Annotated in this window: 22 protein-coding genes and 1 pseudogene; 11 read left to right on the plus strand and 12 right to left on the minus strand. The window is 69.5% G+C overall.

The window, feature by feature from the left end:
* Positions 1-19 precede the first annotated feature (19 nt).
* Entirely contained in the window at positions 20-973 is a 954-nt protein-coding gene (iolC, locus tag OKJ99_RS05380) for a 5-dehydro-2-deoxygluconokinase (RefSeq protein ID WP_326014581.1), read from the minus strand.
* Between the two features lie 283 nt (positions 974-1,256).
* Between iolC and OKJ99_RS05385 the strand changes: the two genes are divergently transcribed.
* The gene (locus tag OKJ99_RS05385) at positions 1,257-2,276 is read left to right on the plus strand and encodes a Gfo/Idh/MocA family protein (RefSeq protein ID WP_326014582.1); all 1,020 of its coding nucleotides are present in this window, start codon (positions 1,257-1,259) and stop codon (positions 2,274-2,276) included.
* Positions 2,277-2,370: 94 nt separating this feature from the next.
* Here the strand turns inward: OKJ99_RS05385 and OKJ99_RS05390 are convergent, their stop codons facing one another.
* From OKJ99_RS05390 to OKJ99_RS05405, 4 genes are read right to left on the minus strand one after another with little or no spacing between them, the layout of a single operon-like run.
* Positions 2,371-3,396 carry a Gfo/Idh/MocA family protein gene (locus tag OKJ99_RS05390; protein WP_326014583.1) on the minus strand — a complete coding sequence of 342 codons (1,026 nt, stop codon included), beginning with the start codon at positions 3,394-3,396 and terminating at the stop codon, positions 2,371-2,373.
* Positions 3,397-3,399: 3 nt separating this feature from the next.
* Complete coding sequence (locus OKJ99_RS05395) at positions 3,400-4,413, minus strand: Gfo/Idh/MocA family protein (RefSeq protein WP_326014584.1); 1,014 nt, start codon at positions 4,411-4,413, stop codon at positions 3,400-3,402.
* Positions 4,414-4,447: 34 nt separating this feature from the next.
* Positions 4,448-5,224, minus strand: coding sequence for an SDR family oxidoreductase (locus tag OKJ99_RS05400; protein ID WP_326014585.1), 777 nt, complete (start codon positions 5,222-5,224; stop codon positions 4,448-4,450).
* Between the two features lie 41 nt (positions 5,225-5,265).
* The gene (locus OKJ99_RS05405) at positions 5,266-6,444 is read right to left on the minus strand and encodes a phytanoyl-CoA dioxygenase family protein (protein ID WP_326014586.1); all 1,179 of its coding nucleotides are present in this window, start codon (positions 6,442-6,444) and stop codon (positions 5,266-5,268) included.
* A gap of 144 nt (positions 6,445-6,588) precedes the next feature.
* Here OKJ99_RS05405 and OKJ99_RS05410 point away from each other — a divergent pair, with 144 nt between their 5' ends.
* Entirely contained in the window at positions 6,589-7,632 is a 1,044-nt protein-coding gene (locus tag OKJ99_RS05410) for a LacI family DNA-binding transcriptional regulator (protein ID WP_326014587.1), read from the plus strand.
* A gap of 74 nt (positions 7,633-7,706) precedes the next feature.
* Here OKJ99_RS05410 and OKJ99_RS05415 read toward each other — a convergent pair whose 3' ends face one another.
* On the minus strand, positions 7,707-8,294 hold the full coding sequence (locus tag OKJ99_RS05415; RefSeq protein WP_326014588.1) for a TetR/AcrR family transcriptional regulator: 588 nt from the start codon (positions 8,292-8,294) through the stop codon (positions 7,707-7,709).
* Positions 8,295-8,418: 124 nt separating this feature from the next.
* Here OKJ99_RS05415 and OKJ99_RS05420 point away from each other — a divergent pair, with 124 nt between their 5' ends.
* Both OKJ99_RS05420 and OKJ99_RS05425 read left to right on the plus strand, forming a co-directional pair.
* Positions 8,419-9,237, plus strand: coding sequence for an SDR family NAD(P)-dependent oxidoreductase (locus OKJ99_RS05420; RefSeq protein ID WP_326014589.1), 819 nt, complete (start codon positions 8,419-8,421; stop codon positions 9,235-9,237).
* A 70-nt stretch (positions 9,238-9,307) separates the two neighbouring features.
* Positions 9,308-10,390 carry an SDR family oxidoreductase gene (locus tag OKJ99_RS05425; protein WP_326014590.1) on the plus strand — a complete coding sequence of 361 codons (1,083 nt, stop codon included), beginning with the start codon at positions 9,308-9,310 and terminating at the stop codon, positions 10,388-10,390.
* Between the two features lie 470 nt (positions 10,391-10,860).
* Here the strand turns inward: OKJ99_RS05425 and OKJ99_RS05430 are convergent, their stop codons facing one another.
* Genes OKJ99_RS05430 through OKJ99_RS05440 form a run of 3 tightly spaced genes read right to left on the minus strand, consistent with a single transcriptional unit; the run spans position 10,861 to position 12,467 of the window.
* Positions 10,861-11,292, minus strand: coding sequence for a GlcG/HbpS family heme-binding protein (locus tag OKJ99_RS05430; protein ID WP_326014591.1), 432 nt, complete (start codon positions 11,290-11,292; stop codon positions 10,861-10,863).
* The gene (locus OKJ99_RS05435; RefSeq protein ID WP_326014592.1) at positions 11,289-11,579 is read right to left on the minus strand and encodes a hypothetical protein; all 291 of its coding nucleotides are present in this window, start codon (positions 11,577-11,579) and stop codon (positions 11,289-11,291) included. Before OKJ99_RS05435 ends, OKJ99_RS05430 begins: the two co-directional genes overlap by 4 nt.
* Positions 11,580-11,615: 36 nt before the next feature.
* Positions 11,616-12,467 (minus strand): hypothetical protein, encoded by an 852-nt coding sequence (locus OKJ99_RS05440; protein ID WP_326014593.1) that lies wholly within the window; start codon positions 12,465-12,467, stop codon positions 11,616-11,618.
* Between the two features lie 340 nt (positions 12,468-12,807).
* On the opposite strand from OKJ99_RS05440, the gene OKJ99_RS05445 reads away from it, so the two are divergent.
* Positions 12,808-13,593 carry a FadR/GntR family transcriptional regulator gene (locus tag OKJ99_RS05445; protein WP_326014594.1) on the plus strand — a complete coding sequence of 262 codons (786 nt, stop codon included), beginning with the start codon at positions 12,808-12,810 and terminating at the stop codon, positions 13,591-13,593.
* Between the two features lie 111 nt (positions 13,594-13,704).
* Here the strand turns inward: OKJ99_RS05445 and OKJ99_RS05450 are convergent.
* Together OKJ99_RS05450 and OKJ99_RS05455 are read right to left on the minus strand one after the other, a co-directional pair.
* Positions 13,705-13,850, minus strand: a pseudogene (locus tag OKJ99_RS05450) (IS630 family transposase); the annotation flags it as partial.
* Between the two features lie 25 nt (positions 13,851-13,875).
* Complete coding sequence (locus OKJ99_RS05455) at positions 13,876-15,939, minus strand: alpha-galactosidase (protein WP_326014595.1); 2,064 nt, start codon at positions 15,937-15,939, stop codon at positions 13,876-13,878.
* Positions 15,940-16,012: 73 nt separating this feature from the next.
* Here OKJ99_RS05455 and OKJ99_RS05460 point away from each other — a divergent pair, with 73 nt between their 5' ends.
* The 6 genes from OKJ99_RS05460 (at position 16,013) to OKJ99_RS05485 (ending at position 24,314) form a co-directional block, all read left to right on the plus strand.
* Positions 16,013-17,170, plus strand: coding sequence for an ROK family protein (locus OKJ99_RS05460; RefSeq protein ID WP_326014596.1), 1,158 nt, complete (start codon positions 16,013-16,015; stop codon positions 17,168-17,170).
* A gap of 150 nt (positions 17,171-17,320) precedes the next feature.
* Positions 17,321-18,589, plus strand: coding sequence for an ABC transporter substrate-binding protein (locus OKJ99_RS05465; RefSeq protein ID WP_326014597.1), 1,269 nt, complete (start codon positions 17,321-17,323; stop codon positions 18,587-18,589).
* 5 nt (positions 18,590-18,594) lie between these two features.
* Positions 18,595-19,590 (plus strand): carbohydrate ABC transporter permease, encoded by a 996-nt coding sequence (locus tag OKJ99_RS05470; RefSeq protein WP_326014598.1) that lies wholly within the window; start codon positions 18,595-18,597, stop codon positions 19,588-19,590.
* A 3-nt stretch (positions 19,591-19,593) separates the two neighbouring features.
* Positions 19,594-20,433: a carbohydrate ABC transporter permease gene (locus OKJ99_RS05475; RefSeq protein WP_326014599.1), complete on the plus strand. Its 840-nt coding sequence runs from the start codon at positions 19,594-19,596 to the stop codon at positions 20,431-20,433.
* 26 nt (positions 20,434-20,459) lie between these two features.
* A complete protein-coding gene (locus OKJ99_RS05480; RefSeq protein WP_326014600.1) occupies positions 20,460-21,791 on the plus strand; it encodes a glycoside hydrolase family 27 protein in 1,332 nt (443 codons plus the stop codon).
* Positions 21,792-21,953: 162 nt separating this feature from the next.
* A complete protein-coding gene (locus tag OKJ99_RS05485) occupies positions 21,954-24,314 on the plus strand; it encodes a glycosyl hydrolase family 95 catalytic domain-containing protein (protein WP_326014601.1) in 2,361 nt (786 codons plus the stop codon).
* A 138-nt stretch (positions 24,315-24,452) separates the two neighbouring features.
* Here the strand turns inward: OKJ99_RS05485 and OKJ99_RS05490 are convergent, their stop codons facing one another.
* Positions 24,453-24,632 (minus strand): hypothetical protein, encoded by a 180-nt coding sequence (locus OKJ99_RS05490; RefSeq protein ID WP_326014602.1) that lies wholly within the window; start codon positions 24,630-24,632, stop codon positions 24,453-24,455.
* Between the last annotated feature and the right edge of the window lie 242 nt (positions 24,633-24,874).

Genomic DNA, 24,874 nt, shown 5'->3' on the forward strand with positions numbered 1-24,874 from the left:
TTCGGCGAGGCGTAGGGGATCAGCGGTGGGCGAGGAAGTCGCCCAACTCCTCTTGGGTGGGCATCGCGGAGGAGCAGGCGAGCTTGGAGGCGACGAGGGCGCCGGCCGCGTTCGCGTACCGCATGATGTGCGTCAGGTCCCAGCCGGACAGGAGGCCGTGGCAGAGGGAACCGCCGAAGGCGTCGCCCGCGCCCAGGCCGTTGACGACCTCGACCGGGGTCGGCGGCACCTCGGCGACCGTGCCGTCCCGGTGCACGGCGAGCACACCCTTGGGGCCCTGCTTGACCACGGCCAGTTCCACCCCCGCGTCCAGCAGGGCCTGCGCGCACGCGTGCGGTTCGCGGACGCCGGTCGCGATCTCGCACTCGTCGAGATTGCCGACGGCGACGGTGGCGTGGCGCAACGCCTCGGCGTAGTAGGTGTGCGCGTCCTCGGCGTCGTCCCAGAACATCGGCCGCCAGTCGAGGTCGAAGACGGTCGTGCCCTGCTTGGCACGTGCTTCGATGGCGGCGAGCGTGGCGGAGCGGCTGGGCTCCTCGCTCAGGCCGGTACCCGTGATCCAGAAGATGCGGGCGGCGCGGATGGCGGCCAGGTCGAGCTCGTCGGTGTTGATCTCCAGGTCCGGCGCCTTGGGCCGCCGGTAGAAGTACAGGGGGAAGTCGTCGGGCGGGAAGATCTCGCAGAAGGTGACGGGGGTCGGGTAGGCGGACACCGGTGTCACCCAGCGGTCGTCGACGCCGAACTCCTTGAGCGCCTCGTGCACGTAGGTGCCGAACGGGTCCTGCCCCGTCCTGGTGATGACGGCCGAAGAGTGGCCGAGGCGGGCGGCGGCGACCGCGACGTTGGTGGCGGAGCCCCCCAGGAACTTGCCGAAGGTCGAGACCTGGTTCAGGGGAACACCGGTCTGCAGCGGATAGATGTCCACTCCGGTGCGGCCCATGGTGATCACGTCGAAAGGATCTGGAGCGTTCATGTGCGGCTCTCCGGCTCTCCTGGGTGCGGCGTACGGGCATACGTCTCCCCGGTGCGGTGGAAGGCGAGGGGAGAGGTCGGGTGGGTCCCGGCCATTTCAGGTGTAGTCGGCGAGCGGGACCAGGGTCAAGCGTATGTAAGGACATCTTGTCTTGAGGGGTAAATGATGTCTTGGCGGACGTTGACCCCGAGATGGGGCGGGGGTTCCATCTCCTCATGGGGGAAGCCGTGTTGACGGCAGCGGACCAAGTGACCCATGACCCACGTAGGGAGACATCACGCACATGCCACCTCAGCGAGAACTCGGTGTGGCCGTCGTCGGCACCGGCAAGATGGGCGCGGACCACGTGCGCCGCATCGAACATGTCATCAGCGGCGCGCGGGTGACCGCCGTCGTCGACATCGAGGCCGAGCGGGTCAAGTCCCTGGCCGCGGGGATCGAGGGGTGTACGGCCTACACCGAACCCGCCGCCGCCATGGCGGCGGACGACGTGGACGCCGTCCTCATCGCCTCGCCAGGACCCGCCCACGAGACGGCGCTGCTCGAAGCGCTCGGCCGTGATCTGCCCGTCCTGTGCGAGAAGCCACTCACCCCCGACGCGGCCTCCGCGCTCCGTGTTCTGGAGGCCGAGCAGCGCCTGGGGCACCGGCGCATCCAGGTGGGCTTCATGCGGCGGTACGACGCCGAGTACCTGAGGCTCAAGCGCCTTCTGGGTACAGGGGAATTGGGCCGGACGCTGATGCTGCACCACCGGCACCGCAACCTGTCGATGCCGCCGTGGTTCACCAACGAGATGCTCATCAACGACTCGGTGGTCCACGAGATGGACGTGACGCGCTGGCTCCTCGATCAGGAGATCACCGCGGTCACCGTGCTCAAGCCGGCCGCGTCGACGCTGGCGCCCGAAGGCATGGACGACCCTCAACTCGTCCTCTTCGAGACCGAGTCGGGCGCCGTCGTCGACGTCGAGATCTTCGGCCACTGCGGCTACGGGTACCAGGTGCACGCCGAAGCGGTCTGCGAGCGCGGCACCGCACGCATCGGCGACGAACCGGGGCCGCGGGTCAGTTCCGAGGGCCGGTGGGGCGGCCGCATCACGCCCGACTACATCGAGCGCTTCGAGGACGCGTACGACCGCCAGGTCCAGGCATGGGTGGACACCACCCGGCGCGGCGAGGTCGCCGGACCCGGTGTCTGGGACGGCTACGCGGCCGCGTCGGTCTGCGAGGCAGGCGTGCTCGCGCAGCGCGAAGGGCGGCGTGTCGAGGTCGAGTTGATCGAACGGCCCGCCTTGTACCGGTGAGTGGGCATTCTTGGTCCGGCGCCGGATGCATGACAAGAACGACAAGGAGGGGCGGTGCCGGTCCGGCACCGCCCCTCCTTGTCGTTCTTGAGGGTCACACCGTGACGGGAAGGGCTGTGCGTGGTCGGGCCGGGAACCCCGCGGCCCCGTAACAGTCGTCGATGAGCCCCATGGTGGTCAGCGCGTCCTCCGCATCGAGAGGAAACGGCAGCGGCGCGCCCTCACGCAGATGCGCCGCGAAAGCTTCGAGCTGGTACGTGTACGAGGACCGGCGGCCCAGCTCCTCCGTCCGTTCACCCGCGGCCGTGCGCACCAGGACCCGGTCGTCCAGGTGCGGCTGGACGAAGTTCACCACGGTGGCCTCGCCCCGGGTGCCCACGACCCGGCAGCTCATCTGCCACGTGTCGTACGCCATGTGGCACCGGGCGCTGCCGGTCGCGCCGCCGGGGAACTCCAGGTCGGCGTAGAGCCATTGGTCGACCTCCGGTGCCCCGGGCCGACCTTCGCCGCGCGCGCCGATCAGGCGAGGCGCGCCACCCGCCCACGGCGCGAGCGACCGCTGGGCGTGCAGGGCGTAGCAGCCCAGGTCCATCAGGGCACCACCGGCCAGCGGAAGGGACCAGCGCACATCACCGTCGGGCGGCGCCGGCATGGCCACCATGGTCTCCACGTGGCGGAGGTCTCCGAGTTCCCCGCTGTCCAGCAGCTCGTACAGGCGACGCGTGACCGGGTGGAACAGGTAGTGGAAGCCCTCCATGAACACGGTGCCCGCCTTGGCCACCGCCTCGCGGATCTCGGTGGCCTCCGCCGCGTTGCTCGCGGACGGCTTCTCCGTGAGGACGTGCTTGCCGGCGGCGAGGGCGGCCAGGTTCCACGGCCCGTGCAGACCGTTCGCCAGGGGGTTGTAGACGACCTCGACCTCCGGGTCGGCGACGAGATCGGCGTACGAGCCGACGACCCGCTCGACGCCGTGTTCCTCGGCGAAGGTGGCGGCCCGCTCGCGGTCGCGGGCCGCCACTGCGACAAGCCGGTGACCGCAGGACCGGGCCGGTCCGACCATGGACAACTCGGCGATGCGGGAAGCGCCGAGCACGCCGATCCGCAGGGGCTCGACCGTCATGCCCTACGCACCTCGTCCCTGGCGCACCTCGTCGAGCCGCACCGGCCGGTGCTCCTTCAGGGACAGCGTGCACGCGTCGGCGATCCGGCTCGCCTCGATGGCGTCCGCCACGGTGCACGGCGAGGGCCGGGAACCCGCCACGACCTCGGTGAACGCGGCGAGTTCGGCGCGGTAGGCGTCGGCGAACCGGTCCATGAAGAAGTCGTGCGGGGTGCCGGCGGGGAAGGTGACTCCCGGCTCGACGGAGCGCAGTGGCAGCTTGTCCTCCAGGCCCACCGCGATGCTGTCCTTCATGCCGTGCAGTTCCAGGCGCACGTCGTAACCACGGGCATTGTGCCGTGAGTTGGAGATGACGGCGATGGTTCCGTCGTCGAGCGTGAGCAGCGCGGAAGCCGTGTCGACGTCACCCGCGTCGCGGATGTACTCCGCGCCCCGGTTGCCCCCGGTCGCGTACACCTCGGTGACCTCGCGGCCCGTCACCCAGCGCACGATGTCGAAGTCGTGCACGCTGCAGTCGCGGAAGATGCCACCGGAGACGGCGACATAACCGGCCGGCGGCGGCGCCGGGTCCAAGGTGGTGGACCGCACGGTGTGCAGCGCCCCCAACTCCCCGCTCCTCACCGCCTGGCGGGCCGCCACGCAGCCCGCGTCGAAGCGACGGTTGTAGCCGATGTGCACCTCGACACCGCTGCCCTGGACCGCGTCCAGTACGTCGAGGCTCTCCTCGACGCCGCGGGCCACGGGCTTCTCGCAGAACACCGGCACCCCGGCCTTGACCGCGGCGAGGATCAGTTCCGGGTGTGCGTCGGTCGCGGCGGCGACCACCACGCCGTCGACGCCCGCGGCGAGCACCGCTTCGGGGGAGTCCACGGCGGTGGCTCCGAACCGCTCGGCGGCGGAAGTGGCGGCCGCCGACACCGGGTCGGTGACCACCAGCGAGTCGACCGAGTCGAGTCCGGACAGGGTCTGCGCGTGGAACGCGCCGATCCGGCCGAGCCCCATGATGCCTATACGCATGAAAATCCTGCTCCTTGAGCCCAGGGGGCGGGTATTAGTCGAGTCCGCCGAAGACGGTCTGGTCCCAGTCGATGACCGAGCCGGTCACCACGCCGCTGCGGTCGGACAGCAGCAGGACGACGAAGTCGGCGATCTCGTCGACCTGGCCGAGCTTGCCCATCGGCTGCGCCTTGGCTGCCTGTTCGCGCCAGTCGTCGCCCGCGCCGTGGAAGGCGCGCTGGGTGGCGTCCTCGCCCTCGGTGTCGGTCCAGCCGATGTTGAGGCCGTTGATCCGGATGCGGTCCCAACGGTGGGCGTGCGCCGCGTTCTTGGTCAGCCCGGCGAGTCCCGCCTTGGCAGCGGAGTACGCCGCCAGGTGGGCCGGGCCGCCGTGGGCACAGTTGGAGCCGATGTTGACGATGGTGCCCGGTGCCTTACGGGCCGTCATATCGGCCACCGCGGCCTGCATGGCGAAGAACGGCGCCCGCAGATTGATCGCCATGTGTGCGTCGAACAGCTCCGGTGTGGTGTCGAGGAGAGAGCCGCGCGAGGTGAGTCCGGCCGCGTTCACCACGCAGTCGACGCGGCCGTGTGCCGTGACCACCCGGGTGACGCTGTCGCGCGCCTGCGCCGGATCCGTGAGATCCGCGCGGACGAAGAGCGCGCCGGTGTCAGCGGCGAGCTTCTCGCCCACCTCGGCGCGGCGTCCCGTGAACACGACGGTCGCGCCCTCGCGTACGGCCGCTCGTACGATGCCCGCGCCGACGCCCTGGCTGCCGCCGTTGACGAGGACGACCTTGTCCTTGAGCAGGGGGGTCTCCAGTAGGCCCATAACCGCTGTATCTCCTGTATCTCCTTGGGTTCGGACGGGGGTCAGTTCTGGCGGCGCTTCGCGCCCGCCCGTAGTTCCTCGCGGAGCCGTGCGGGGTCCCAGCCCTCACGGACGGCCTGCCAGAGGGTGTCCGCCTGGGACGGCGGAGCCAGGCCCTCGACCGGCGGGTCGAGATCCAGGTTCGTCGGGAACGGGTAGCCCTCGGCGGTGGCGGCGACCACGCGGCGCAGCCAGTCGTCCGAGACGCCCTCTGCCTTGCGCCGCAGCAGAACGGGGAAGACGGCGTTGGCCATGGCCTCGCGGTCGACGGTCTCCATGGCGCGGCCGAAGGCGGAGGACACCTGCAGCAGGTTGGCCATGCGCTTGATGTCCACGGAGCGGTTGTGCCCTGCGGCGTGGAACAGCGCGGGGTTGAAGAAGACCGCGTCGCCCTTGTCCAGCGGCAGCTGCACATGATGGGCGTCGAAGTACTCGATGAACTCGGGCCGCCGCCATGCCAGATAGCCGGGCTCGAACTTCTGCGAGTGCGGAAGGTACAGCGTCGGCCCCGACTCGACGGGCATCGCGCAGTGCGCCACCGCGCCCTGCAGAGTGAGCACGGGGGAGAGGCGGTGGACGTGCGCGGGATAGGCGGCCGCCCGTTCCTGGGAGAGGAAGCCAAGGTGGTAGTCGCGGTGCACCAGTTGGGCCGCGCCACCCGGATTGACCACGTTGATCTGTGACGTGACCTGGTACGCGGGGCCGAGCCAGGCCTCCGACACGAGGGCGAGCATGTCGTTGGCGTAGTAGTCGGCGAAGACCTGCGGCGCGCGGACGGCCGCCTTGTCCAGGGCGTTCCACACCCGGTCGTTGGCGCCGGGCTTGGCGAAGTGGTCGCCGCGCGACGCACCTGTCGCACGCTCTTCCTCGATCAGCGCCCGGAAGACCTCGGACGCCCGGTCCACGACGGCCGGGTCCGTGAACGCGCGCTTGAGGACGACGATGCCGGGACCGTCCAGCAGGGCCCGCGTCAGCTCGCCCTGAATGCTCCGTCGGCCCTCAGGGGAGGCTCCGAGATCACGGAGCCGGTCGCTGTCGTAGACGACGACGTTCTGCTCGATGCCGGCTGCTGACGGGTAGTCACGCGCGTCGGTGCGCTGCTCGACCAGAGCGCGGAACTCGTCCAGTGTGCAGTCGTCTTCGCTCAGCCATGCCCGTGATCCCGCATCTGTGAGGGACATCCCGGATCCTTTCGAAGTCGTTGTTCTTCTGCCAGTCTGAGGAACCAAGGACCGTCATTCAATCCGCAGAAACCCATCAAATAGCCATCAGAGAAATGGCCGCCGACGCAGCAGGCGACCATCGACGAAAAGTGGGACCGAGCCATGCGACACCCCTATACGATCAGGGAGATCGCCCGTCAGGCCGGGCTGAGCGAGGCCACGGTCGACCGGGTCCTCAACGACCGGGGCGGCGTACGGGAGAGCACCGTTCGGGAAGTGCGACAGGCGATCAAGGACCTGGACCGGCAGCGGACCCAGGTCCGGATCGGCGGTCGCACCTTCATGATCGACATCGTGATGCAGACGCCCGACCGGTTCTCCACTGCCGTGCGCGACGCACTCGAGGCCGAACTGCCCGCGCTGCACCCGGCCGTGATGCGTTCGCGCTTCCACTTCCGGGAGACGGCGCGCGCCGCGGAGCTGGCCGCGACCCTGGACAAGATCGCCCAGCGCGGTTCACAGGGAGTCATCCTCAAGGCCCCGGACCTGCCGGAGGTCACCGGCGCCGTCGGCCGGCTGATCGCGGCCGGCATCCCCGTCGTGACCCTGGTGACCGACCTGCCCGGTACGGCCCGCCGCGCGTACGTCGGCATCGACAACCGGGCGGCCGGAGCCACGGCCGCGTACCTGGTCGGGCAATGGCTCGGCGACCGGCCGGGCAACGTGCTCGCCACGATCAGTCGGGGCTTCTTCCGCGGCGAGGAGGAGCGCGAGATGGGCTTCCGCAGCGCGATGCGCCACCACCAGCCGCACCGGACCCTGGTCGAGGTCACGGACAGCGACGGTCTGGACGCCACCCAGTACGACCTCGTACTGGAGGCCCTGAAACGGGACCCGTCCGTCAACGCCGTCTACTCCATGGGCGGCGGCAACGCGTCGACCGTGGCGGCCTTCGACGCCCTCGGCAGGCAGTGCGCGGTGTTCATCGCCCACGACCTGGACCACGACAACACCCGGCTCCTGCGCGAGCAACGCATCTCCGCGGTGCTCCACCACGACCTGCGCCAGGACATGCGCCATGCCTGCCAGACCATCATGCGGGCCCACAAGGCGTTGCCCGACGAGGGCCCTTACCTGCCCTCGCCGATCCAGGTGGTCACGCCGTACAACGTGCCGCCAAGAGGGGCGGTGTCCATGGAGAGTTGAGGACGAGGCATGTGCTGTCGCCGACGGCTCACGCGGCCGGCTCGGCCTCCTCCTCAGCCGGCCCTGTCCGCAGGTCAGTTGGCCGCCGTGCCGGGCCGTGCCTGGCGCAAGCAGTCTTCGAGGCACCGCATGAAGCCGTCGAAGGGCTCGTCCGCGGGCCAGATCTCGTAGGCGGTCATGGTGGCGGCGACGGCGACGTTCCGCTGCAGGGTCGCGGCCGACTGGTCGGCGGCGCCGGTGCGGGACTCCACCCAGGCCCTCAGGTCGGTGAAGAACTGCTCGCCGAAGTTCTGCGCGGACTGCGCGAAGGCGGGCGACTGTGCCTTGAGGAGGCGTTGTGTCGGCATGCGGTCCCGCAGGCTCTCGCAGAACCCGGTCAGGATCGCGGTCAGCGAGTCCCAGAGCGGCTCGTCCTCGGGGCGGTCGTCCATCAGTGCCTGCCAGCGCCTCCGTTCCTCCGGGGCCTGGTCCAGAACCACGGCCTCCTTGCCGGCGAAGTAGTTGAAGAAGGTCGCGCGAGAGACATTCGCGGCGGCCGCGATCTGCTCGACCGTCGTGGCCTCATAGCCCTGCTCGTCGATGAGTTCCAGCGCGGCGGTCCGGATGGCGTGCCAGGTCGCCAGTTTCTTGCGCTCGCGCAGGCTCATGGTCGTTCTCTCCACGTGCTCATTCTATGACAGCTAGATGGATGGGTCGAATATTGGACGGGTCTAATTTTCTGGGTTACCGTGGAAGCGGCCCCGGGGAAATTCGGTCCCGGACGGCCGACCCTCGTAGGAGACAGTCATGAGCAAGGTCTGGTTCATCACCGGTACGTCCCGCGGCCTCGGCCGTGCTTTCGCAAAGTCCGCGTTGGAGCGCGGCGACAAGGTCGCCGCGACCGCCAGGAACGCGGCCGCCCTAGACGACCTGGTCACGAAGTACGGGGAGGGCGCGGTCCTGCCGCTGGCGCTCGACGTCACCGACAAGGCGGCCGTCACCGCCGCGGTGGCCGCCGCGCACGAGAAGTTCGGCCGCCTCGACGTCGTCGTCAACAACGCTGGCTACGGACTGTTCGGCATGGTCGAGGAGATCACCGAGCAGCAGCTGCGCGACCAGATGGAGACGAACCTGTTCGGCGCGTTCTGGGTCAGCCAGGCCGTCCTGCCGATCCTGCGCGCCCAGGGCAGCGGCCACATTGTGCAGATCTCGTCCGTCGGCGGCGTCATCGCGTTCCCGACGCTGGGCGCGTACCACGCGTCCAAGTGGGCGCTCGAAGGCTTCAGCGAAGCCCTCGCCGGGGAGGTCGCCGGGCAGGGGATCAAGGTCACCATCGTCGAGCCGGGCGGCTTCAGCACCGACTGGGGCGGCTCCTCCTCCACACAGGCCGAGCCCAACCCCGCCTATGACCAGGTTCGCGAGGCCGTCGCGGCCCGCTTCGGTGAAGCCCGCTACGCGGAGTCCGCCGACGCGGGCGCCGCCCTGCTGTGGATCGTCGACGCAGAGAACCCGCCGCTGCGGGTGCTATTCGGCACGGAACCCATCGAGATCATCGAGCCCGTGTACGCCCAGCGCCTGCGGACCTGGGCCGACTGGGAGCACGTGTCCCGCATCGCACAGGGCTGAGCAGGTCATCGACGGCGACGTCGCTCCGCACGGCCGGCGCCTCCCGCTTCACTCAGAAGGACTGGACAAAATGAGCACAGAAGACTTCACCCTCTCCTTTCCCCAGGAGGAGAAGGTCCTGGTCACCGGCGGCAGCGGCTTCGTCGGCAGCCACACGGTCGTCCGGCTGCTGCGCGAGGGCCACCGTGTCCGCGTGGCGGTCCGCGGGCCCGCGCAGCAGGCCCAAGTGCGGGCGGCGCTGAAGCAGACCGGGGTCGATCCTGCGGACCGGCTGGAGTTCGCGGTCGCGGACCTCAGCGCCGACGCCGGCTGGGCGCAGGCCATGGACGGGATCGCGCACGTCCTGCACCACGCGTCGCCCTTCCCGCCCGCCCCGCCCGAGACGGAGGACGAGGTCATCCTGCCCGCCCGCGACGGCGCCCTGCGGGTGCTCGCCGCCGCCCGCGGGGCCGGGATCCCCCGGGTCGTCATGACGTCCTCCTTCGCCGCGATCGGGTACACCCTGACGCCCGACGACCACTACACGGAGGAGAACTGGACCGACCCGGACACCCCCGGACTGCCCGCGTACCACAAGTCGAAGGTGCTGGCCGAGGCAGCGGCGTGGGACTACGTCCGGTCCAACGGCGGCATCGAGCTGACGGTCGTCAACCCCACCGGCATCTTCGGTCCCCAACTCGTGGACCGGCCCTCCGGCTCGATCGGACTGATCAAGGCCCTGCTGTCCGGAGGGATGTCTTCCGCGGTCCCGGTCTGGAACTTCGGCGTCGTCGATGTGCGTGACGTCGTGGACCTGCATCTGCGGGCGATGCTGCACCCGAAGGCGGCGGGCGAACGATTCCTCGCCAACAGCGGCTCTTCGAGCCTGTTCAAGATCGCGAACATCCTTCGTGAGCGCTTTCCCGCCATGGCCGACCGGCTGCCCGCCACGGAATTGACGATCGATCAGGTACGCGAGGCCGCGAAGGCCGAGCCGGCGCTGCGCGACGCCGCCGTCCTGGAGGGCAGGACCCCCGACATCAGCCACGAGAAGGCCAGCTCCGTCCTTGGCTGGGAGCCCCTGGACGTCAAGGACTCCATCGTGGCGACCGCGGAGTCCCTGATCGAGCTGGGTGCCGTCACCCTGCCGGGGAGCGGTGGCCCGACGTCGTAGCCCGCGACCACTCACCGGCTCCAGGACGCGATGAAGCGACTGCGCGCAGGCCGGCGCGGCGGGTGTCCGCTCGTCACCTTGCGGCGGCCGAACTCGTCACCGAGCCGTCCGCTGGGGATCAGCGCCAGGCTGAAGGATGCCGACGTCGAGCAGGGTCAGGAAGGCGGCGGTGATGCACACGGCCGGCGCCTGGGCTCGTCGCCGGCTTGTGAGAGCGGCGGATGCCGCGAGCCCGGGACGCCCCTCGCCCCAGGGATGCCAGGCGGTGCGGTGAGGTCTTCCGGCGCCTTTGCCATGACGTCCCTCTTGTTCCCATCGGCTGTCCGTGCGGGAGGCGCGATGCCGTGGCCGGGCGCTGCCGCGCGGGTGCGGGCGCCTCGTGGGGAATGCGGCTCGTGGTCGCGGTGCGCATCCGATTCCGGCGCGGGTCAGGGACGGCCTTGATCCGGTCCCGGCCTTCAGGCGGTGGGTCAGCCGACGTCGGCGGCGAGACCCTCTTTGTGCACGCCGAAGACCGCGGCGGCCTCGTCGTTGTCGGGCCGGTCACCGCTGACCCCGATGGCACCGAGCAGGGCGCCTTCCCCGTCGCGGATCAGTGCCCCGCCCTTGGAGGCGGCGATCCGGCCCTCGGAGATCGTGGCGAGCGCGGCGAAGAACGCGGGGTCGCGGTTGGCGTGCCGGGCACCGGCGGCGCCGCCCTGGCCGGTGCCGAGGCAGCCCCATGCCTTGGCGTGGGCGATCTGCGGGCGCAGGATGCCGGCGGTCTCCTCACGTTTGACGACCAGGGGGTTGCCGCCGGCGTCGAGGACGGTGACGGCGAGGGGGCGCAGGCCGAGTTCGTGGGCGTGGGCCAGGGAGGCGTCGACGATGCCGGATGCCTGACGCAGGGTCAGCGGGTTCATGGGTTCTGCTCCTTGGTGTGTGACGAGGTGTTGGTGTGTGACGAGGCATTTCGACCCGACGGTGATGTCTCGTCGGGGTGGGGGTGTGTGGGCGGCGGGATGGTGGGGGCGGCAGCGGTGTCGCCGGCGCGGGTGGCGGCGTAGAGGCCGAGCGCGTTGACGCGCCCCGCGTCGGGTGTGCACGTGTCGCCGGGCTCGGTGACGGCGGTTCGCACGGACGGGATGTGTGCGGACGTGGCGAGCGGCCGCATGCCGAGCGAGGTCATCACGGCGATGAGGGCCTGCACGGCGCGGGGCCCGGCCGAGACGCCGCCGTATCCGGGTCAGTCCTTGCCGGCTTCCTTGGGGTCCTCGAAGCGAATGCCGCCGTCCGTGATGCCGGTGACGAATTTGTCGTCGTCCGACTCGACCGGCAGCTGGACGGGAGGCAGGCCGATGGTGAAGAGCACCAGTTCGTCGGTCGCGGCGTAACGGGCCTTCTCGCCCGGTTCGACCTCGAGGGCGCCGAGCCGCCCGATCTCCGTGCCGTCGACCGTCCCGGTGCCGGTGAGGACGACGGTCAGCCGCCTGGCCACATCGCTCTGCGAGACCCACTCGGCGCCGGCGTCGATCTTGGTGAACTCGACGTAGAACTCGCGCTCGGTGTACGTGCCGACGTGCTTGCGCTGCACGCCCTCCCAGCCGGTCACGGGCAGCCAGTTGAGGTGGCTGGGGTTGGTGATGACGACCCCGTTGTAGCGCGGCTTGGGGAACTTCTGCTCACGCGGCCGACGGGGCTCGGTCTGGGCCTCCTTGTTCCCCGGCCCGCGACCGCGCCCTGCGCCCATGCCGAGGCCGGAGGCACCCGCGAACTGCAGCACGAGCTGGAGCTGCGCGGGGTCGGTGAGCTTGTCGTCCTGCGGGCCGTACGTCTGCCCCTCTGGGAAGTAGCCGACCTCGCCCTCGCGCAGGATGCCCTGCTCGCCGAGGTTCATGTTCCCGACCAGCGGCAGCCGGATCTGCTCGAAGGTGTGGCAGTGCCGCGGCATGAGGAAGTCGGCTTCCTGGCGGCCCAGGATGTAGCGGTAGTTCTCCAGCGGCTTGGTCCGGTCGCCCATGAGCAAGTAGTTGAACGAGACCGTCCCCTTGGGGTGGTCCATGCTGTAGGCGTTCTCGTCGAATGGCGCGATCTTCATCGCAGTCCTCCGGTGTGGGGTGGGCAGAGAGTGGATGCGCGGGTGGGGTGTGGGGTGTGCCGGGCCGGGCAGTGCCACACGGCTTCGGCGCCGTTCACCGCAACGCCTCTCCAGAGAACCTTCCTAGTAGGTTTGCGTCAAGGTGAAGAGTGGGTCCCGGCGGGATCCACAGGGAATTCATGGGTAAAACACCATGTCACTGCTGTTCTCCTCGGGATTCGAGTGAGCCTTCGGTCGCTGCTACCTACCTGGTAGCCTCAGTTTCACTGACCGCCTGTGCATAAGACCGGGGAGTGCCATGTCCGCGCAGCAGAGCTCCGCGAAAATCTTCCGTGGCCGTGTGGCCGACCAGATCGTGGATGATCTGCGCGGCCAGATTCTGAGTGGAGCGCTGCCCGACGGCTCACGCCTGCCGGCCGAGCGGGAGCTCGCCGCGTACTACGACGTGAGCGGCCCCACGGTCCGCGAGTCGGTCCGCGTGCTGACCGCGATGGGGCTGGTGAGTGCCCGTAATGGCAGCAGGGCGACCGTCACCGCGCAGGGCGACACCCTGCTCGCGATGTCCATCGCGTCCGTAGTGCAGGTCGAGAAGGCCGGTGCTCAGGAGGTGTTCGGCCTGCTCGGCGCGTTGAATGCGTACGCAGCCGAGCTGGCCGCCGAGCGCGTCACGGAGGAGGAGGTCGACCGCTTGCGTGAAGCGGCGCGGGCAATCCCTGCTGCCGAAGGCGTACAGCAGTCCGCTGCCGCCCTGAGAGACTTCTTCGCCACGCTCTCCGAGATCTCCCGCAATCCGCTGCTCGCCGCGCTGAGCCGGTTCATCACCGAGATGCAGATCGGCATCGCCGTACAGCTGTCCGGCGGGGACGACGGCGACTTCGGGCGGGTTTCGGGGCCCTTGCATGCGGAGCGCATGCGCATCGTCGCGGCGGTCGCCTCCAGAGATCCGCGGCACGCGGCAGCTGTGGTCCGCGATTACCACCGTCAGGCCGCCGAGCGGATCACCGAGGCCCGGCGGGGTGACGCCACAGCTGCCGCTTCCGGACTCACCGAGGCGCTCACCACCTGGCTCGGGTCGAACGTGACGGTGGGCGGCACGATGCCGGGCAGGCGCGGCGATCCGTCGTGAGTCGAGGTTGGGGGTGCAGGTGCACATCCTGTCGTCTCTGCCGGCTTTGGGTCGGGTCACGGACCGCCTCCGCAGGATCGCGGAGGCGGCCTTTCCGTTGCTAGCGCCGCGTCAGGCAAGGTTCGCCCTGTCGACGACCGCGCGTAGGCCTGACCGTCGGTGCGGCGGATCATGCTGCCCTGCTCTTTGTGGTTGGCGTGGTCGGTGCCGTCGAGGGTGAAGTAGCGCGGGGCGGTGAACTGGGCCTCGATCCGGTTGGACAGGCGGAGCCACCCCCTGCGGTCACCGCCGGGTCAGCCGCACCACCGTGCTCGGCCGGTCACTCCTCGGTAGCCGGAGTGGCAGACCGCGTGTGAGCAGGGTCGCCGCATCGTGTTCGGCGCCGGTCGCGTCGTCGACGTAGACCGCCGAGGGGGTCAGTCCGGCGAGACGAAGGGTGCGGTCCAGGCCCCAGGCGATCACCACGATCCGGTCGTCCGCCCGGTACTGCACGGCGTCGTCGAGGCGGTACTGCTCGCCGAACTGGACCACCGGACGGATCTCCTTGTAGAGCGCCACCAGTTCGCGGGCCTCGGCGAGTTCGGGCTCGGTCCAGCGGGAGAGGTCGCCGCCGATGCCGAGTGCGCCGGCCATCGCCACGTGGAAGCGGTAGGGGAGTGGGGTGGCGCGGCGGGTGTGCGGGTTGGGGCTGTCGGTGGCCCAGGCGGACATGGTGCGGGCCGGGTAGACCTGGCTGTAGCCGTGCTGGATGGCGATGCGGTCCACCGCGTCGGTGTTGTCCGAGATCCAGGTCTGGTCGGTGCGGGCCAGCATGCCGAGGTCGGCGCGGCCGCCGCCGCCCGCACAGCCCTCGATCCGCAGCCCGGGATGGGCGCGGCGCAGCCGGTCGAGCACCGCGTACACGCCTCGGGTGTGGTCGGTCCACAGGCGCTCGGCGTCGGGGTGGTCCGGCCAACCCGCCTCCGTGAACGCCCGGTTCATGTCCCACTTCAGGAAGTCGATCTCGTACGTGGAGACCAGCCGGTCCAGCCACTTGAAGGCCCACTCCGTGACGTCGGTGCGGGCGAAGTTGAGGACGAGCTGGTGGCGAAGTTCGGTGCGACGGCGGTGCGGCATGTGCAGCACCCAATCGGGGTGCTCGCGGTACAGGTCGCTGTCCGGGTTGGTCATCTCCGGCTCCACCCACAGGCCGAAGCGCATCCCGAGCCGCCGGACCTCCTCGACCAGTGGACCGAGGCCGTGCGGGAACCGCGCCGGGTGCGGATGCCAGTCGCCGAGTCCGGCCCGGTCGCTGGTGCGCTGCCCGAACCAGCCGTCGTCCACCACGAACAGCTCGACACCGAGGTCGGCGGCGCGCGCCGCGAGCGCGCTCTGGCCCTCCAGGGTGACGTCCCAGCCGGTCGCCTCCCAGCTGTTGTAGACGACGGGGCGCTCCTCGTCGGGGCGCGGCAGGATGTGCGCGGCGACGTACCGGTGCCAGCCGCGGCTCGTGGCGCCGAACCCGTCCGGGCTGAACTGCCCGGCGAACACCGGGGTTTCGTGGCTCTCGCCCGGGTTGAGCCGCCACGTCAGACCCTCGTGCCCGGCGCCGCCGGTCACGGTGAACGGGCCGCCGGTGTGGTCGCGCCGCGCCGTGATCCGCCAACTCCCCGACCAGGCGAGGACCATGCTCCACACCTCGCCGTGACTCTCGCCCGCGTCGCCCGCGTCGACCATCAGCCAAGGGTTCCCGTAGTGCCCCGAGACTCCGCGCCGGCTCGTGAACACCGTTTCGGCGCAGGGCGCTTCGGTGCGCCGCAGCTGTGTCTCGCCCGACCACTCGCCGACCGTGTGGCTCAGCCGCACCCCGGAGGCTGCGGGCACGGACCAGCTCGCGGCGTCGCAGCGCAGGATCTCGATGGGCTCGTCACTCGCTTCGAGTGTGCCCAAGTGCCGTATCTCCAGGGAGCGTTCGATGACATCACCGTCCGGCTGGACCGCGTACCGCAGCGTGCAGCCGAGCGGATAGTGTCGGTCGCGCAGCCGTACATGGAGTCGGCCGCCGTCGATCTCGTGGCCCTCGTAGGCCCACTCGATGCCGCGTGTGCCATCCGCGTACCGCACGAGCAGCGACGGCACCCCGAACCGGGCCCCGCCCTCAACTCCCAACTCCTCCCCGCCCATTGAGGCGAAGCTGCTGGTCGCTCCGTCGTGCGTGGGCAGTGCGGCTGCCCGGTCGAGGGTGAGGGGAGCGCCCCAGTGGACATGCCGCGGGCTGTCGTCCGCGTCGATGCGCAGCGCGTACGCGGAGCCGGGGGTCGTGAGCAGGAACGTGCGACTGGGCTGGTCGAAGGACACCTGTGACATGAGCCGGAGCCTAGATCCGAACTCCTTGAATTTAAATATTGACGAAGGAAATTATTGCCCCTACGTTGCCTCCATGTTGCTGAACCGAGCAAGGCTGCTCGCGTCTCCGGCGGCCAACACGGTGTTCACGACGGTGCTCACGCGTGGTCCGGTCGTCCGCCCGGAGATCGCCCGCATCACGGGTCTCTCTTCCGCCGCGGTCACCAAGGCGGTCAAGCCGATGATCGAATCCGGGTACCTGGAGGAACTGCCGCAAGGGCCACGGACCATCGAGGGCGCGGGCCGTCCCGCGCGTCCCCTCGCGGTCCGCGCCGACCGTGAGTTCTTCGTGGGCGTCAAGGTCACGGCCGACGAACTCATCGGTGTGGTCACCGACTTGAGGGCACAAGTCGTCCGTGCCGCTCACCGGATCCCGGTGATCGACCGGTCGGTCGAGCAGGTCGTGCGCGACATCGCCGTACTCGTCGCGGAGCTGACCCCCGCACACGCCGAGCGGACCCACCACATCGGGGTGTCCGTATCCGGCGACGTGGACCGGCCGGGCGGCGTCGTGCGCTACTCGCCGTTCCTCGGCTGGCACGACGTCCCGCTGGCTGAACTGGTCGGCGAGGCAACGGGGTTGGCGGTCACCGTCGAGAACGACGTCAAGGCACTGACCGTCGCCGAGCAGTGGTTCGGTGAAGGAGTGGGCGCGGACTCCTTCGCGCTCGCCACGGTAGGAGTCGGCATCGGCTGCGCACTCGTCGTCAACGGCCGTCTGGTGACCGGAGGTTACGGGGTGGCCGGCGAGATCGGCCATATCCCGGTCGCCTCCGGGGACGGTCCCGACTGCCACTGCGGCGCCCGCGGCTGCGTGGAGGCCATCGCTTCCGAGGAGGCCATCGTCACCCGCGCCCGGCGCGCGGCGGGTGATCCGGAGCTCGACATGGCCGGGGCGATCGACCGCGCCCACGGTGGGGACGCCGCCGTGCGCGCCGTGTTCGACGAGGCGGGCAAGGCCATCGGGCTCGGCCTCGCGGCCATGGTCAACCTGGTCGGGCCCGAGCGGGTCGTCGTCTCCGGTGAGGGAGTGGCGGCGTACGACCTCTTCGAGGAGCAGATCCGCGCCGCCTTCACCACTCAGGCCTTCGGGGCCGCCGCCCGCTGCCCGCTCGTGGTGCGCCCGCTGCCCTGGGAGGAGTGGGCGCGCGGGGCCGCCGCCGTCAGCATCCAGTCACTCTTCGCCGCCTGACCCGCCTGACCCGCCTGACCCGCCTGACCTGCCTGACCTGCCTGACCCGCCTGACCTGCCTGACCTGCCTGACCTGCCTGACCCGCCTGAACCCAGCCCGGCCCCACCGTTCTGCCGCTCGCACATCGTTGTCCCCGGAAGGACCCTGTCATGACTGCCAGTTCCGCCCTGTCCCGCCGGGGATTCCTCGGCACCTCGCTGCTGTTCGTCGCGGGCGCCGCCGTCGCGTGCTCCAGCAACCCGCAGGAGGCCGCGTCCGCCAAGGGCGCCAAGGTCACGCTCACGCAGTGGTACCACCAGTACGGGGAAGAGGGTACCCAGGCCGCGGTGAAGCGGTACGCCGAGGAGTTCACCAAGGACAACCCGGACATCGCGGTCAACGTCGTCTGGGGCGCCGACACCTCCCAGTACGAGACCAAGCTGAACGCCGCCCTGCTCGGCGCCGACGCCCCCGATGTCTTCGAACTCGGCGACTTCCGGGCCGAGATGGCCCGCAAGGGACAGCTCGAACCCCTCGACGACGTGTACGGCGCCGCCAAGAGCGGCTTCGTCAAGGCGGACCTCGACTACCTCACCGTCGACGGCAAGATCTACGGCATGAAGACCATCGACGACATCATGATGCTCTTCTACCGCAAGTCGATGCTGAAGAAGGCGGGCGTCAGCGTGCCCACCACCTTCGCCGAACTCACCGACGCGGCAAAGAAGTTGACCGACGGCGACGTGAAGGGCCTCTTCGTAGGCAACGACGGCGTCGGTGACAGCCCGTACCTTCTCGCCTGGTCGCAGGGCAAGGACCTCATCGACGGGAAGAAGGTCGTCTACGCCGACGCCGCCCGGTCCATCGGCGGCCTGCGCGATCTGCACGCCGACAAGTCGGTGCTGCTCGGCTTCACCACCGACTGGTACGACGCGGGGGCCTTCACCCAGGGCGCCACCGCCATGCAGTGGTGCGGCCTGTGGGCGTTGCCCACCGTCGAGAAGGAGCTCGGCGACGACTTCGGGGTCGCGCCCTGGCCCGCGTACGACTCCGCAGGGAAGCCCGTCGCCCGGCTCGGCGGCTGGACGCAGGCGGTGAACGCCAAGAGCAAGCACGTCGCGGAGGCCAAGAAGTACCTCCAATGGCTGTGGATCAAGCAGGCCGACATCCAGATCGACTGGGCCGTCAAGTACGGCTTCCATGTGCCGCCGCAGACCGAAGTGGCCGCCAAGACACCGGAGTTGAGCAAGGGGCCGGCGAAGGACGCCGTCACCATCGGCACCAAGTACGGCATCTCCTTCCCGGCCGAGTGGACACAGGCTATGCAGGCCGAGTTCATCGCCGCCGCGTCCGACATCGCCAAGGGGGCCGCGCCGGAGAAGACCCTCAAGAAGGCCCAGTCCAAGGCGCAGTCCGACCTCGACAAGCAGATGGGCTGACCGTCGTGACCGTCACCGGCACCACGCCCTTGCGCAAGAGTGGCAAGAGCCGCAGGAGTGCGGCCCGGCCGGCGCCCGCCTCGGCGCCGCGCCGTCGGCGGCTGACCGAGCGACAGTCGAAGGCCCTCGCCTTCGCCGTCCTCACCGCGCCGATGCTGCTCGGCCTCGGCCTCTTCCGTTACGTCGCCATCGGCTGGAGCTTCCTGCTCAGCTTCAGCGAGGCCCGCCGCACGATCTCCCTCGGGAAGTGGGTCGGCCTCGACAACTACAAGGACCTGCTGAGCGACGAGCGGTTCCGTGACTCGCTCACGACGATCGTCCTGTTCACGGCGCTCATCGTGCCCGTCACCTTCGCCGCGTCCCTGGGCCTCGCCGTCCTCGTCAACCGGGTTCGGCGCGGCCGGGCCTTCTTCCGCACGGCCTTCCTGCTGCCCGCCGCGGTCAGTTATGTCGCCGCCGCGATGATCTGGAAGATGGCCCTGTTCAGCGGCGTGCCGTCCGGCCTCGCGAACACGCTCGGCGCCCTCTTCGGCGCCGACGCCACGCCCTGGATCCAGACGCAGAGCCCACCCCTGTACTGGATCGTGCTCGTCACGCTGCGCCTGTGGCTGCAGGTCGGCCTCTACATGATCCTCTTCATCGCCGGGCTCCAGTCCATCCCACCGCACCTCTACGAAGCCGCGTCCCTCGATGGCGCAGGACCCTGGCGCACCTTCCGCAGCATCACCTTCCCCATGCTGCGCAACACCTCGGTCGCCATCCTCCTGCTGATGCTCATCGCCGCGCTCCAGGCCTTCGACGAGTTCTACGCGATCTTCTCCACCGGCGCCTCGCTCGGCAGCGAGCCCGTGCGCACGCCCCTCATGCACCTGTACGGCGTCGCACTCCAGGACCAGGACTACGGCGTCGGCTCGGCCGGAGCCTTCCTGCTCACCCTCCTGATCGTCCTGGTCACGCTCCTCCAGGGCCGGATCCTCGGGTTCTCCCGCGACAAGGACTGATCCATGAACCGTATGCGAGGCGGCGTCCTCGGCTCCGCCGTCACCTACCTGGGCCTGTGCCTGATGGCCGTGGTCTTCCTCATCCCGTTCTACGTCCTGCTGCGCAACGCCTTCATGACGACGCCGGAGGTCACCGCCACCGACTGGCACTGGCTGCCGTCCTCCCTCAGCCTGGACAACTTCACGTCCCTGTTCGACAACCCGGAGCGGCCGTTCGGCCGGTCGATCGTCAACTCCCTGGTGATCGCGGTGATTTCGGCCCCGGTGTCGACGCTGCTCGCCTCGATGGCGGGGTACGCGCTGGCCCGCATCAAGGTGCCGGGCCGGGGGATCGTCCTCGCGCTGATCGTCGGTACGCTGATGATCCCGCAGGCGGTGACCTTCCTGCCCACGTTCGTCGTGGTCGGCTCCATGGGCGGCGTCAACACGATGTGGGGACTGATCGCGCCAGGCCTGTTCAACGCGTTCGCGGTCGTCCTCTTCCGCAGCTTCTACCTTTCCTTCCCCGCCGAGATCGAGGAGGCGGGCCGCATCGACGGCCTCAGCTACCTCGGCGTCTACGGACGGATCATCCTGCCCAACTCGGTCACGATGATCGCCTCCCTCGGGGCGCTGTCCTTCATCGAGGCGTGGAACTCCTTCCTCTGGCCGCTCATGATCGGCCAGGACCCGGACAGCTGGACCGTGCAGATCGCGCTCTCCAGCTTCCTCACGTCCCAGACCGTCAATCTGCCCGAGCTGTTCGCGGGCACGGTCGTGGCGATCCTCCCTCTCGTGATCATGTTCCTGGTCGCCCAGCGCCACATCGTCCAGGGCATCGCGATGTCCGGTCTCAAGTCCTGAACTCCCTTCTCCCGGAGGTACTTCCCGTGACCAGATCGTTCCGGCGCGCGTCTCTCGCCGCCGCCTGCGCACTGCCCCTCGCCCTCACCCTGTCCACCGGCACGGCCGAGGCGAAGACCCCGTACGTCAAGCCGTTCATGGGCTGGTCCAGCTGGAGCGTGGAGTCGTCCTCGCACCCCGACTACGGGACCCGCTGGCTGAACGAGGGGAACATCAAGAACGCCGCGGACGCGCTCAGCAGCAAGCTGGCCTCGTCCGGCTACAAGAACCTGAACATCGACGCGGGCTGGAACTTCGACTACGACTGGAACTTCCACACCGACGCCAACGGCATCCCGAACGCCGACAAGGACCGCTTCCCCAGCGGCATGGCCTCGCTCTCCGACTACGTCCACGGCAAGGGCCTCAAGCTCGGCCTGTACGGCGCCGCGGGACTGGAAAGGGAGGTGTACGACAAGAACGCGCCCATCCTCGGCACCGACTGTCATGCCCAGGACATCGCGGTCAAGCCGCTGACCCCGACCAACAAGTGGGGCGGCAGCTGGAAGATCGACTACAGCAACCCCTGCGCCCAGGACTACATCGACTCCATCGTCGCCCGCTACGCCTCCTGGAACGTCGACTTCATCAAGATCGACGGCGTGACGAAGGACAACGTCGAGGATATCAAGGCCTGGTCCACCGCCATCGACCACAGCGGCCGCAAGATGTGGCTTTCCGCGAGCGCCTGGCCCGTCGACCTGGAGGCCGGAGACGGCCTGCGGCCCCACGCGAACGGCGTCCGCGTCGACACCGACATCGAGTGCTACTGCGAGACCACCAGCACCTGGACCAGCTCCGTGGACGACCGCTGGAGCGACCTGCCCAAGTGGCTGCCCAAGCTGTCCGCCCCCAGCTACTTCGGTGACCTCGACTCCATGCCGATCAACAACAACTCCGGCAGCGGCCTGCAGGACGGCATCAACGACACCGAACGGCAGAGTGTCATGACCTTCTGGTCGATGGCGTCCTCCCCGCTCTACGTCGGCGGCGACATCTACTTCCTCGACGACAAGGCCAAGGCCATCCTCACCAACCCCGAGGTCATCGCCGTCGACCAGGCCGCCGTCCTGCCGAAGCAGCTCCGCTCCGGCGACACGCAGGTGTGGACGAAGAACATCGGCAAGGACACCTACCTGGCGGTGTACAACCTCGGCTCCTCGGCCACCGACATCAGTGTGAACTTCAAGGACCTGGACCTGCACGGCCCGCAGCGGCTGCGTGACGTCGTCGCCCGCGAGAACCTCGGCTCCTTCAAGGGGAGTTGGACCGCACCGTCCGTACCGGCTCACGGCTCCCGGCTGATCAAGCTGTCGTAGGGCGTGTCTCGAAAATAGCGTCGCCCGGCCGAGCTTGGGGGAGTGCGTGCCAGCCCCCGCGCCTCCAGCAAGATCCGTCAGAAGGGCTCCAGATCCCCAGACGATGCCCGCCGGGTCCCGCGCCGCATGCGGGACCCGGCGGGCCCACGGAAGGACCCGCACATGAGCACCAGCCCGTCCCGCCGCACACTCCTCGGCCTCGGCGCCGCCTTCGCCCTGAGCGCCCTGCCCGCCTTCACGGCCCAGGCCGCGCCGAACCGCCCCACCACCTCCCCGCTCGTCCCCGACGGCGAGGCGACCACCCTCTGGTACCCCGCGCCCGCCGACGAGGACCGCCTCATCGAACAAGGGCTGCCGCTCGGCAACGGCCGCCTCGGCGCCCTCGTCGGCGGTGCCCCCGACAGTGAGTTGTTCCACGTCACCGATGCCTCCATGTGGACCGGCGGCGCGAACACCACGCTCGACGGCGACGGCCAATTCCCCTACGGCCGCGACGACTTCGGCAGCCTGACGCTCCTGGCCCGCGCCACCCTGAGCATGCCGGGACACGCCCCTGCCGCAGTCACCGGCTACCGCCGCACCCTCGACCTGAGCAATGGCCTGGTCACCACGGCGTACACCAAGGGCAAGGTGCGCTACGTCAGGGAGATGTTCGTCAGCGCCCCCGACGACGCCCTCATCATCAGACTCAGCCAGAGCGGCGGCGGCGCGCTCACCGGCAGCCTCGTCCTGTCCGGTACGCACGGTGAGACGACCACCCCGGACGCCGCCCGCCACCTCGCCTCGTTCAGCGCCGCCTTCGCCAACGAACTGCGCTACGCGGCCGCTGTCACCGCCACCGGCGACGGCACGATCAGGGCCACGGGCAGTCGCGTCACCTTCACCGACTGCACCGAGGTCGTGGTCGTGATCAGCGGCGGCACCGACTACGCCCCGGACCACGCCGCCGGCTACCGCGCCCCGGGCGTCGACCCGCTGCGCCTCGCAGAGTCCAAGGCCGCCTCGGCGGCGGAGAGTTCGGGCAAGACGCTGCGGGACACCCACGTCGCCGACTACCGCAAGCGCTACGACCGGCTCACGCTCGACCTCGGTTCCTCCTCCCGGAGCCAGCGCAAGCTCGACACCTGGTCCCGGCTCACGGAGCGCGCCGCCGAAGGGGCCACGCCTGACCCGGAACTGGAGGCGAGCTACCTCCAGTTCGCCCGCTACCTGACCATCTGCGGCTCGCGCGACGGGCTGCCCATGGGCCTGCAGGGGCTGTGGCTGGAGGGCAACACGCCGGACTGGATGGGCGATTACCACACCGACATCAACATCCAGATGAACTACTGGCTGTCCGACCGGGCCGGCCTCGGTGACACCTTCCCCGCGTTCGCCGACTACTGTCTGGCCCAGCTGCCGGCCTGGAGCGCGGTCACCCAGGAGCGGTTCCAGGACTCCCGCAACCGCTACCGCAACACCTCGGAGAAGGTCGCGGGCTGGACCGTCGCCTTCTCCACCAACCCGAACGGCGGCAACGGCTGGTGGTGGCATCCGGCAGGCAACGCCTGGCTGTGCGAATCCCTCTACGAGCACTACGAGTTCACGCAGGATGCCGCGTACCTCGCGCGGATCATGCCGCTGCTGAAGGGCGCCTGTGAGTTCTGGGAGGCACGCCTCATCACCACGACGGTCGACGGCCGCGAAGTCCTGATCGACGACCACGACTGGTCGCCCGAGCAGGGCCCGCAGGACGCGCGCGGCATCACGTACACCCAGGAACTCCTGTGGTCCCTCTTCGGCCACTACGGAGAGGCCTGCCGCACCCTCGACCGCGACGTCGAACACGCCGCGGCCATAGGAAAGTTGAGGGACCGCCTCTATCTCCCGAAGGTCAGCCCGAAGTCCGGCCGGCTGGAGGAGTGGATGAGCGAGGACGACCTCGGCGAGACCACCCACCGTCATCTCTCCCCGCTCATCAACCTGTTCCCCGGCGACCGCATCCGTCCCGACGCCGGTGACCCCGAGATCCTCAAGGGCGCGACGGCACTCCTCACCGCCCGCGGCATGGAGAGCTACGGCTGGGCCTGCGCCTGGCGGGCGGCGTGCTGGGCACGGCTCAAGGACGCCGACAAGGCGTACCAGCTGCTCCTGACGAACCTGAAGCCATGGGCGGGCAGCGACACCGGCACGGCGATGAACTTCTTCGACATGTACCGGGTCTCCGACACCCGCGCCATCTTCCAGATCGACGCCAACCTCGGTACTCCCACCGCCATGTTGGAGATGCTCGTCTACTCCCGGCCCGGCACCATCGAACTCCTCCCGGCCCTCCCCGAGGCATGGTCCGCGTCCGGCTCACTCAAGGGGGCGGGAGCGCGCGGCGGCTTCACCGTCGACATGTCCTGGGAACGGGGTCGCGTACGGCGGGCGACCCTGCACAGCGTCGGAGGCCGCGAGGCCACGGTCACCGCGGGCGGCCGCAGCATGACCGTCACCTTGAAGCCGGGGGAGTCGGTGGCGCTGACGGAGCTCGTGGACTGACCGAGTGTGCCGCGGGGCGCATGTCTGGCGCCCCGCGTGTCAGGAACCGCAAGGTAGGGCTGGACAGATCATCGAGGACGGGTGGAGGGGCGCAGGACGGTCCAACTCGTGGTCAGAACCGGCAGGTTGGAAAAGGGTTCACTGGAAGGGGATACCGGTGAGCGTCGCAAGGAGGCTGATCACCCTGTCGACCTGCACGCCCGTGCCCCATGTCGTCTCAGTGCTGACGAGCGGGCCGTCGCCCGCGAGCGCGGTAGGGGCGCTCCCCAGGATGATGGCAGCGGCGGCCAGGGTGGCGGCGGCAACTCGGATACGCATGATGTGTGCTCCTCGTGCAGGGAGTGATGCTGCGGGCCTATCCCGCGACCGCCAATCGGTAACAGCCGGTGGCCCAAACGATGCGATCAGCCACCCGGGCGGTCTACTGCGGCGCTCACCGGCCGGGCCCGCGCGCACATGATCCAATCGACGCACAAGATCGGCTCCCAGGTCGGCGTCCAAGATCGGGAGAAGTTGGCGTGAATTGGACGCACGTTACCTATCGGTATGCATCGACTTGA

Origin of the sequence: Streptomyces endophyticus (assembly GCF_035798155.1) — a bacterium.
Lineage (GTDB): Bacteria > Actinomycetota > Actinomycetes > Streptomycetales > Streptomycetaceae > Streptomyces > Streptomyces endophyticus.

Coding starts and splice junctions, on each gene's coding strand:
- iolC (WP_326014581.1), bottom strand. CDS start 973: ATGAACGCTCCAGATCCTTTCGACGTGATCACCATGGGCCGCACCGGA.
- OKJ99_RS05385 (WP_326014582.1), top strand. CDS start 1,257: ATGCCACCTCAGCGAGAACTCGGTGTGGCCGTCGTCGGCACCGGCAAG.
- OKJ99_RS05390 (WP_326014583.1), bottom strand. CDS start 3,396: ATGACGGTCGAGCCCCTGCGGATCGGCGTGCTCGGCGCTTCCCGCATC.
- OKJ99_RS05395 (WP_326014584.1), bottom strand. CDS start 4,413: ATGCGTATAGGCATCATGGGGCTCGGCCGGATCGGCGCGTTCCACGCG.
- OKJ99_RS05400 (WP_326014585.1), bottom strand. CDS start 5,224: ATGGGCCTACTGGAGACCCCCCTGCTCAAGGACAAGGTCGTCCTCGTC.
- OKJ99_RS05405 (WP_326014586.1), bottom strand. CDS start 6,444: ATGTCCCTCACAGATGCGGGATCACGGGCATGGCTGAGCGAAGACGAC.
- OKJ99_RS05410 (WP_326014587.1), top strand. CDS start 6,589: ATGCGACACCCCTATACGATCAGGGAGATCGCCCGTCAGGCCGGGCTG.
- OKJ99_RS05420 (WP_326014589.1), top strand. CDS start 8,419: ATGAGCAAGGTCTGGTTCATCACCGGTACGTCCCGCGGCCTCGGCCGT.
- OKJ99_RS05425 (WP_326014590.1), top strand. CDS start 9,308: ATGAGCACAGAAGACTTCACCCTCTCCTTTCCCCAGGAGGAGAAGGTC.
- OKJ99_RS05430 (WP_326014591.1), bottom strand. CDS start 11,292: ATGAACCCGCTGACCCTGCGTCAGGCATCCGGCATCGTCGACGCCTCC.
- OKJ99_RS05440 (WP_326014593.1), bottom strand. CDS start 12,467: ATGAAGATCGCGCCATTCGACGAGAACGCCTACAGCATGGACCACCCC.
- OKJ99_RS05455 (WP_326014595.1), bottom strand. CDS start 15,939: ATGTCACAGGTGTCCTTCGACCAGCCCAGTCGCACGTTCCTGCTCACG.
- OKJ99_RS05460 (WP_326014596.1), top strand. CDS start 16,013: ATGTTGCTGAACCGAGCAAGGCTGCTCGCGTCTCCGGCGGCCAACACG.
- OKJ99_RS05465 (WP_326014597.1), top strand. CDS start 17,321: ATGACTGCCAGTTCCGCCCTGTCCCGCCGGGGATTCCTCGGCACCTCG.
- OKJ99_RS05475 (WP_326014599.1), top strand. CDS start 19,594: ATGAACCGTATGCGAGGCGGCGTCCTCGGCTCCGCCGTCACCTACCTG.
- OKJ99_RS05485 (WP_326014601.1), top strand. CDS start 21,954: ATGAGCACCAGCCCGTCCCGCCGCACACTCCTCGGCCTCGGCGCCGCC.
- OKJ99_RS05490 (WP_326014602.1), bottom strand. CDS start 24,632: ATGCGTATCCGAGTTGCCGCCGCCACCCTGGCCGCCGCTGCCATCATC.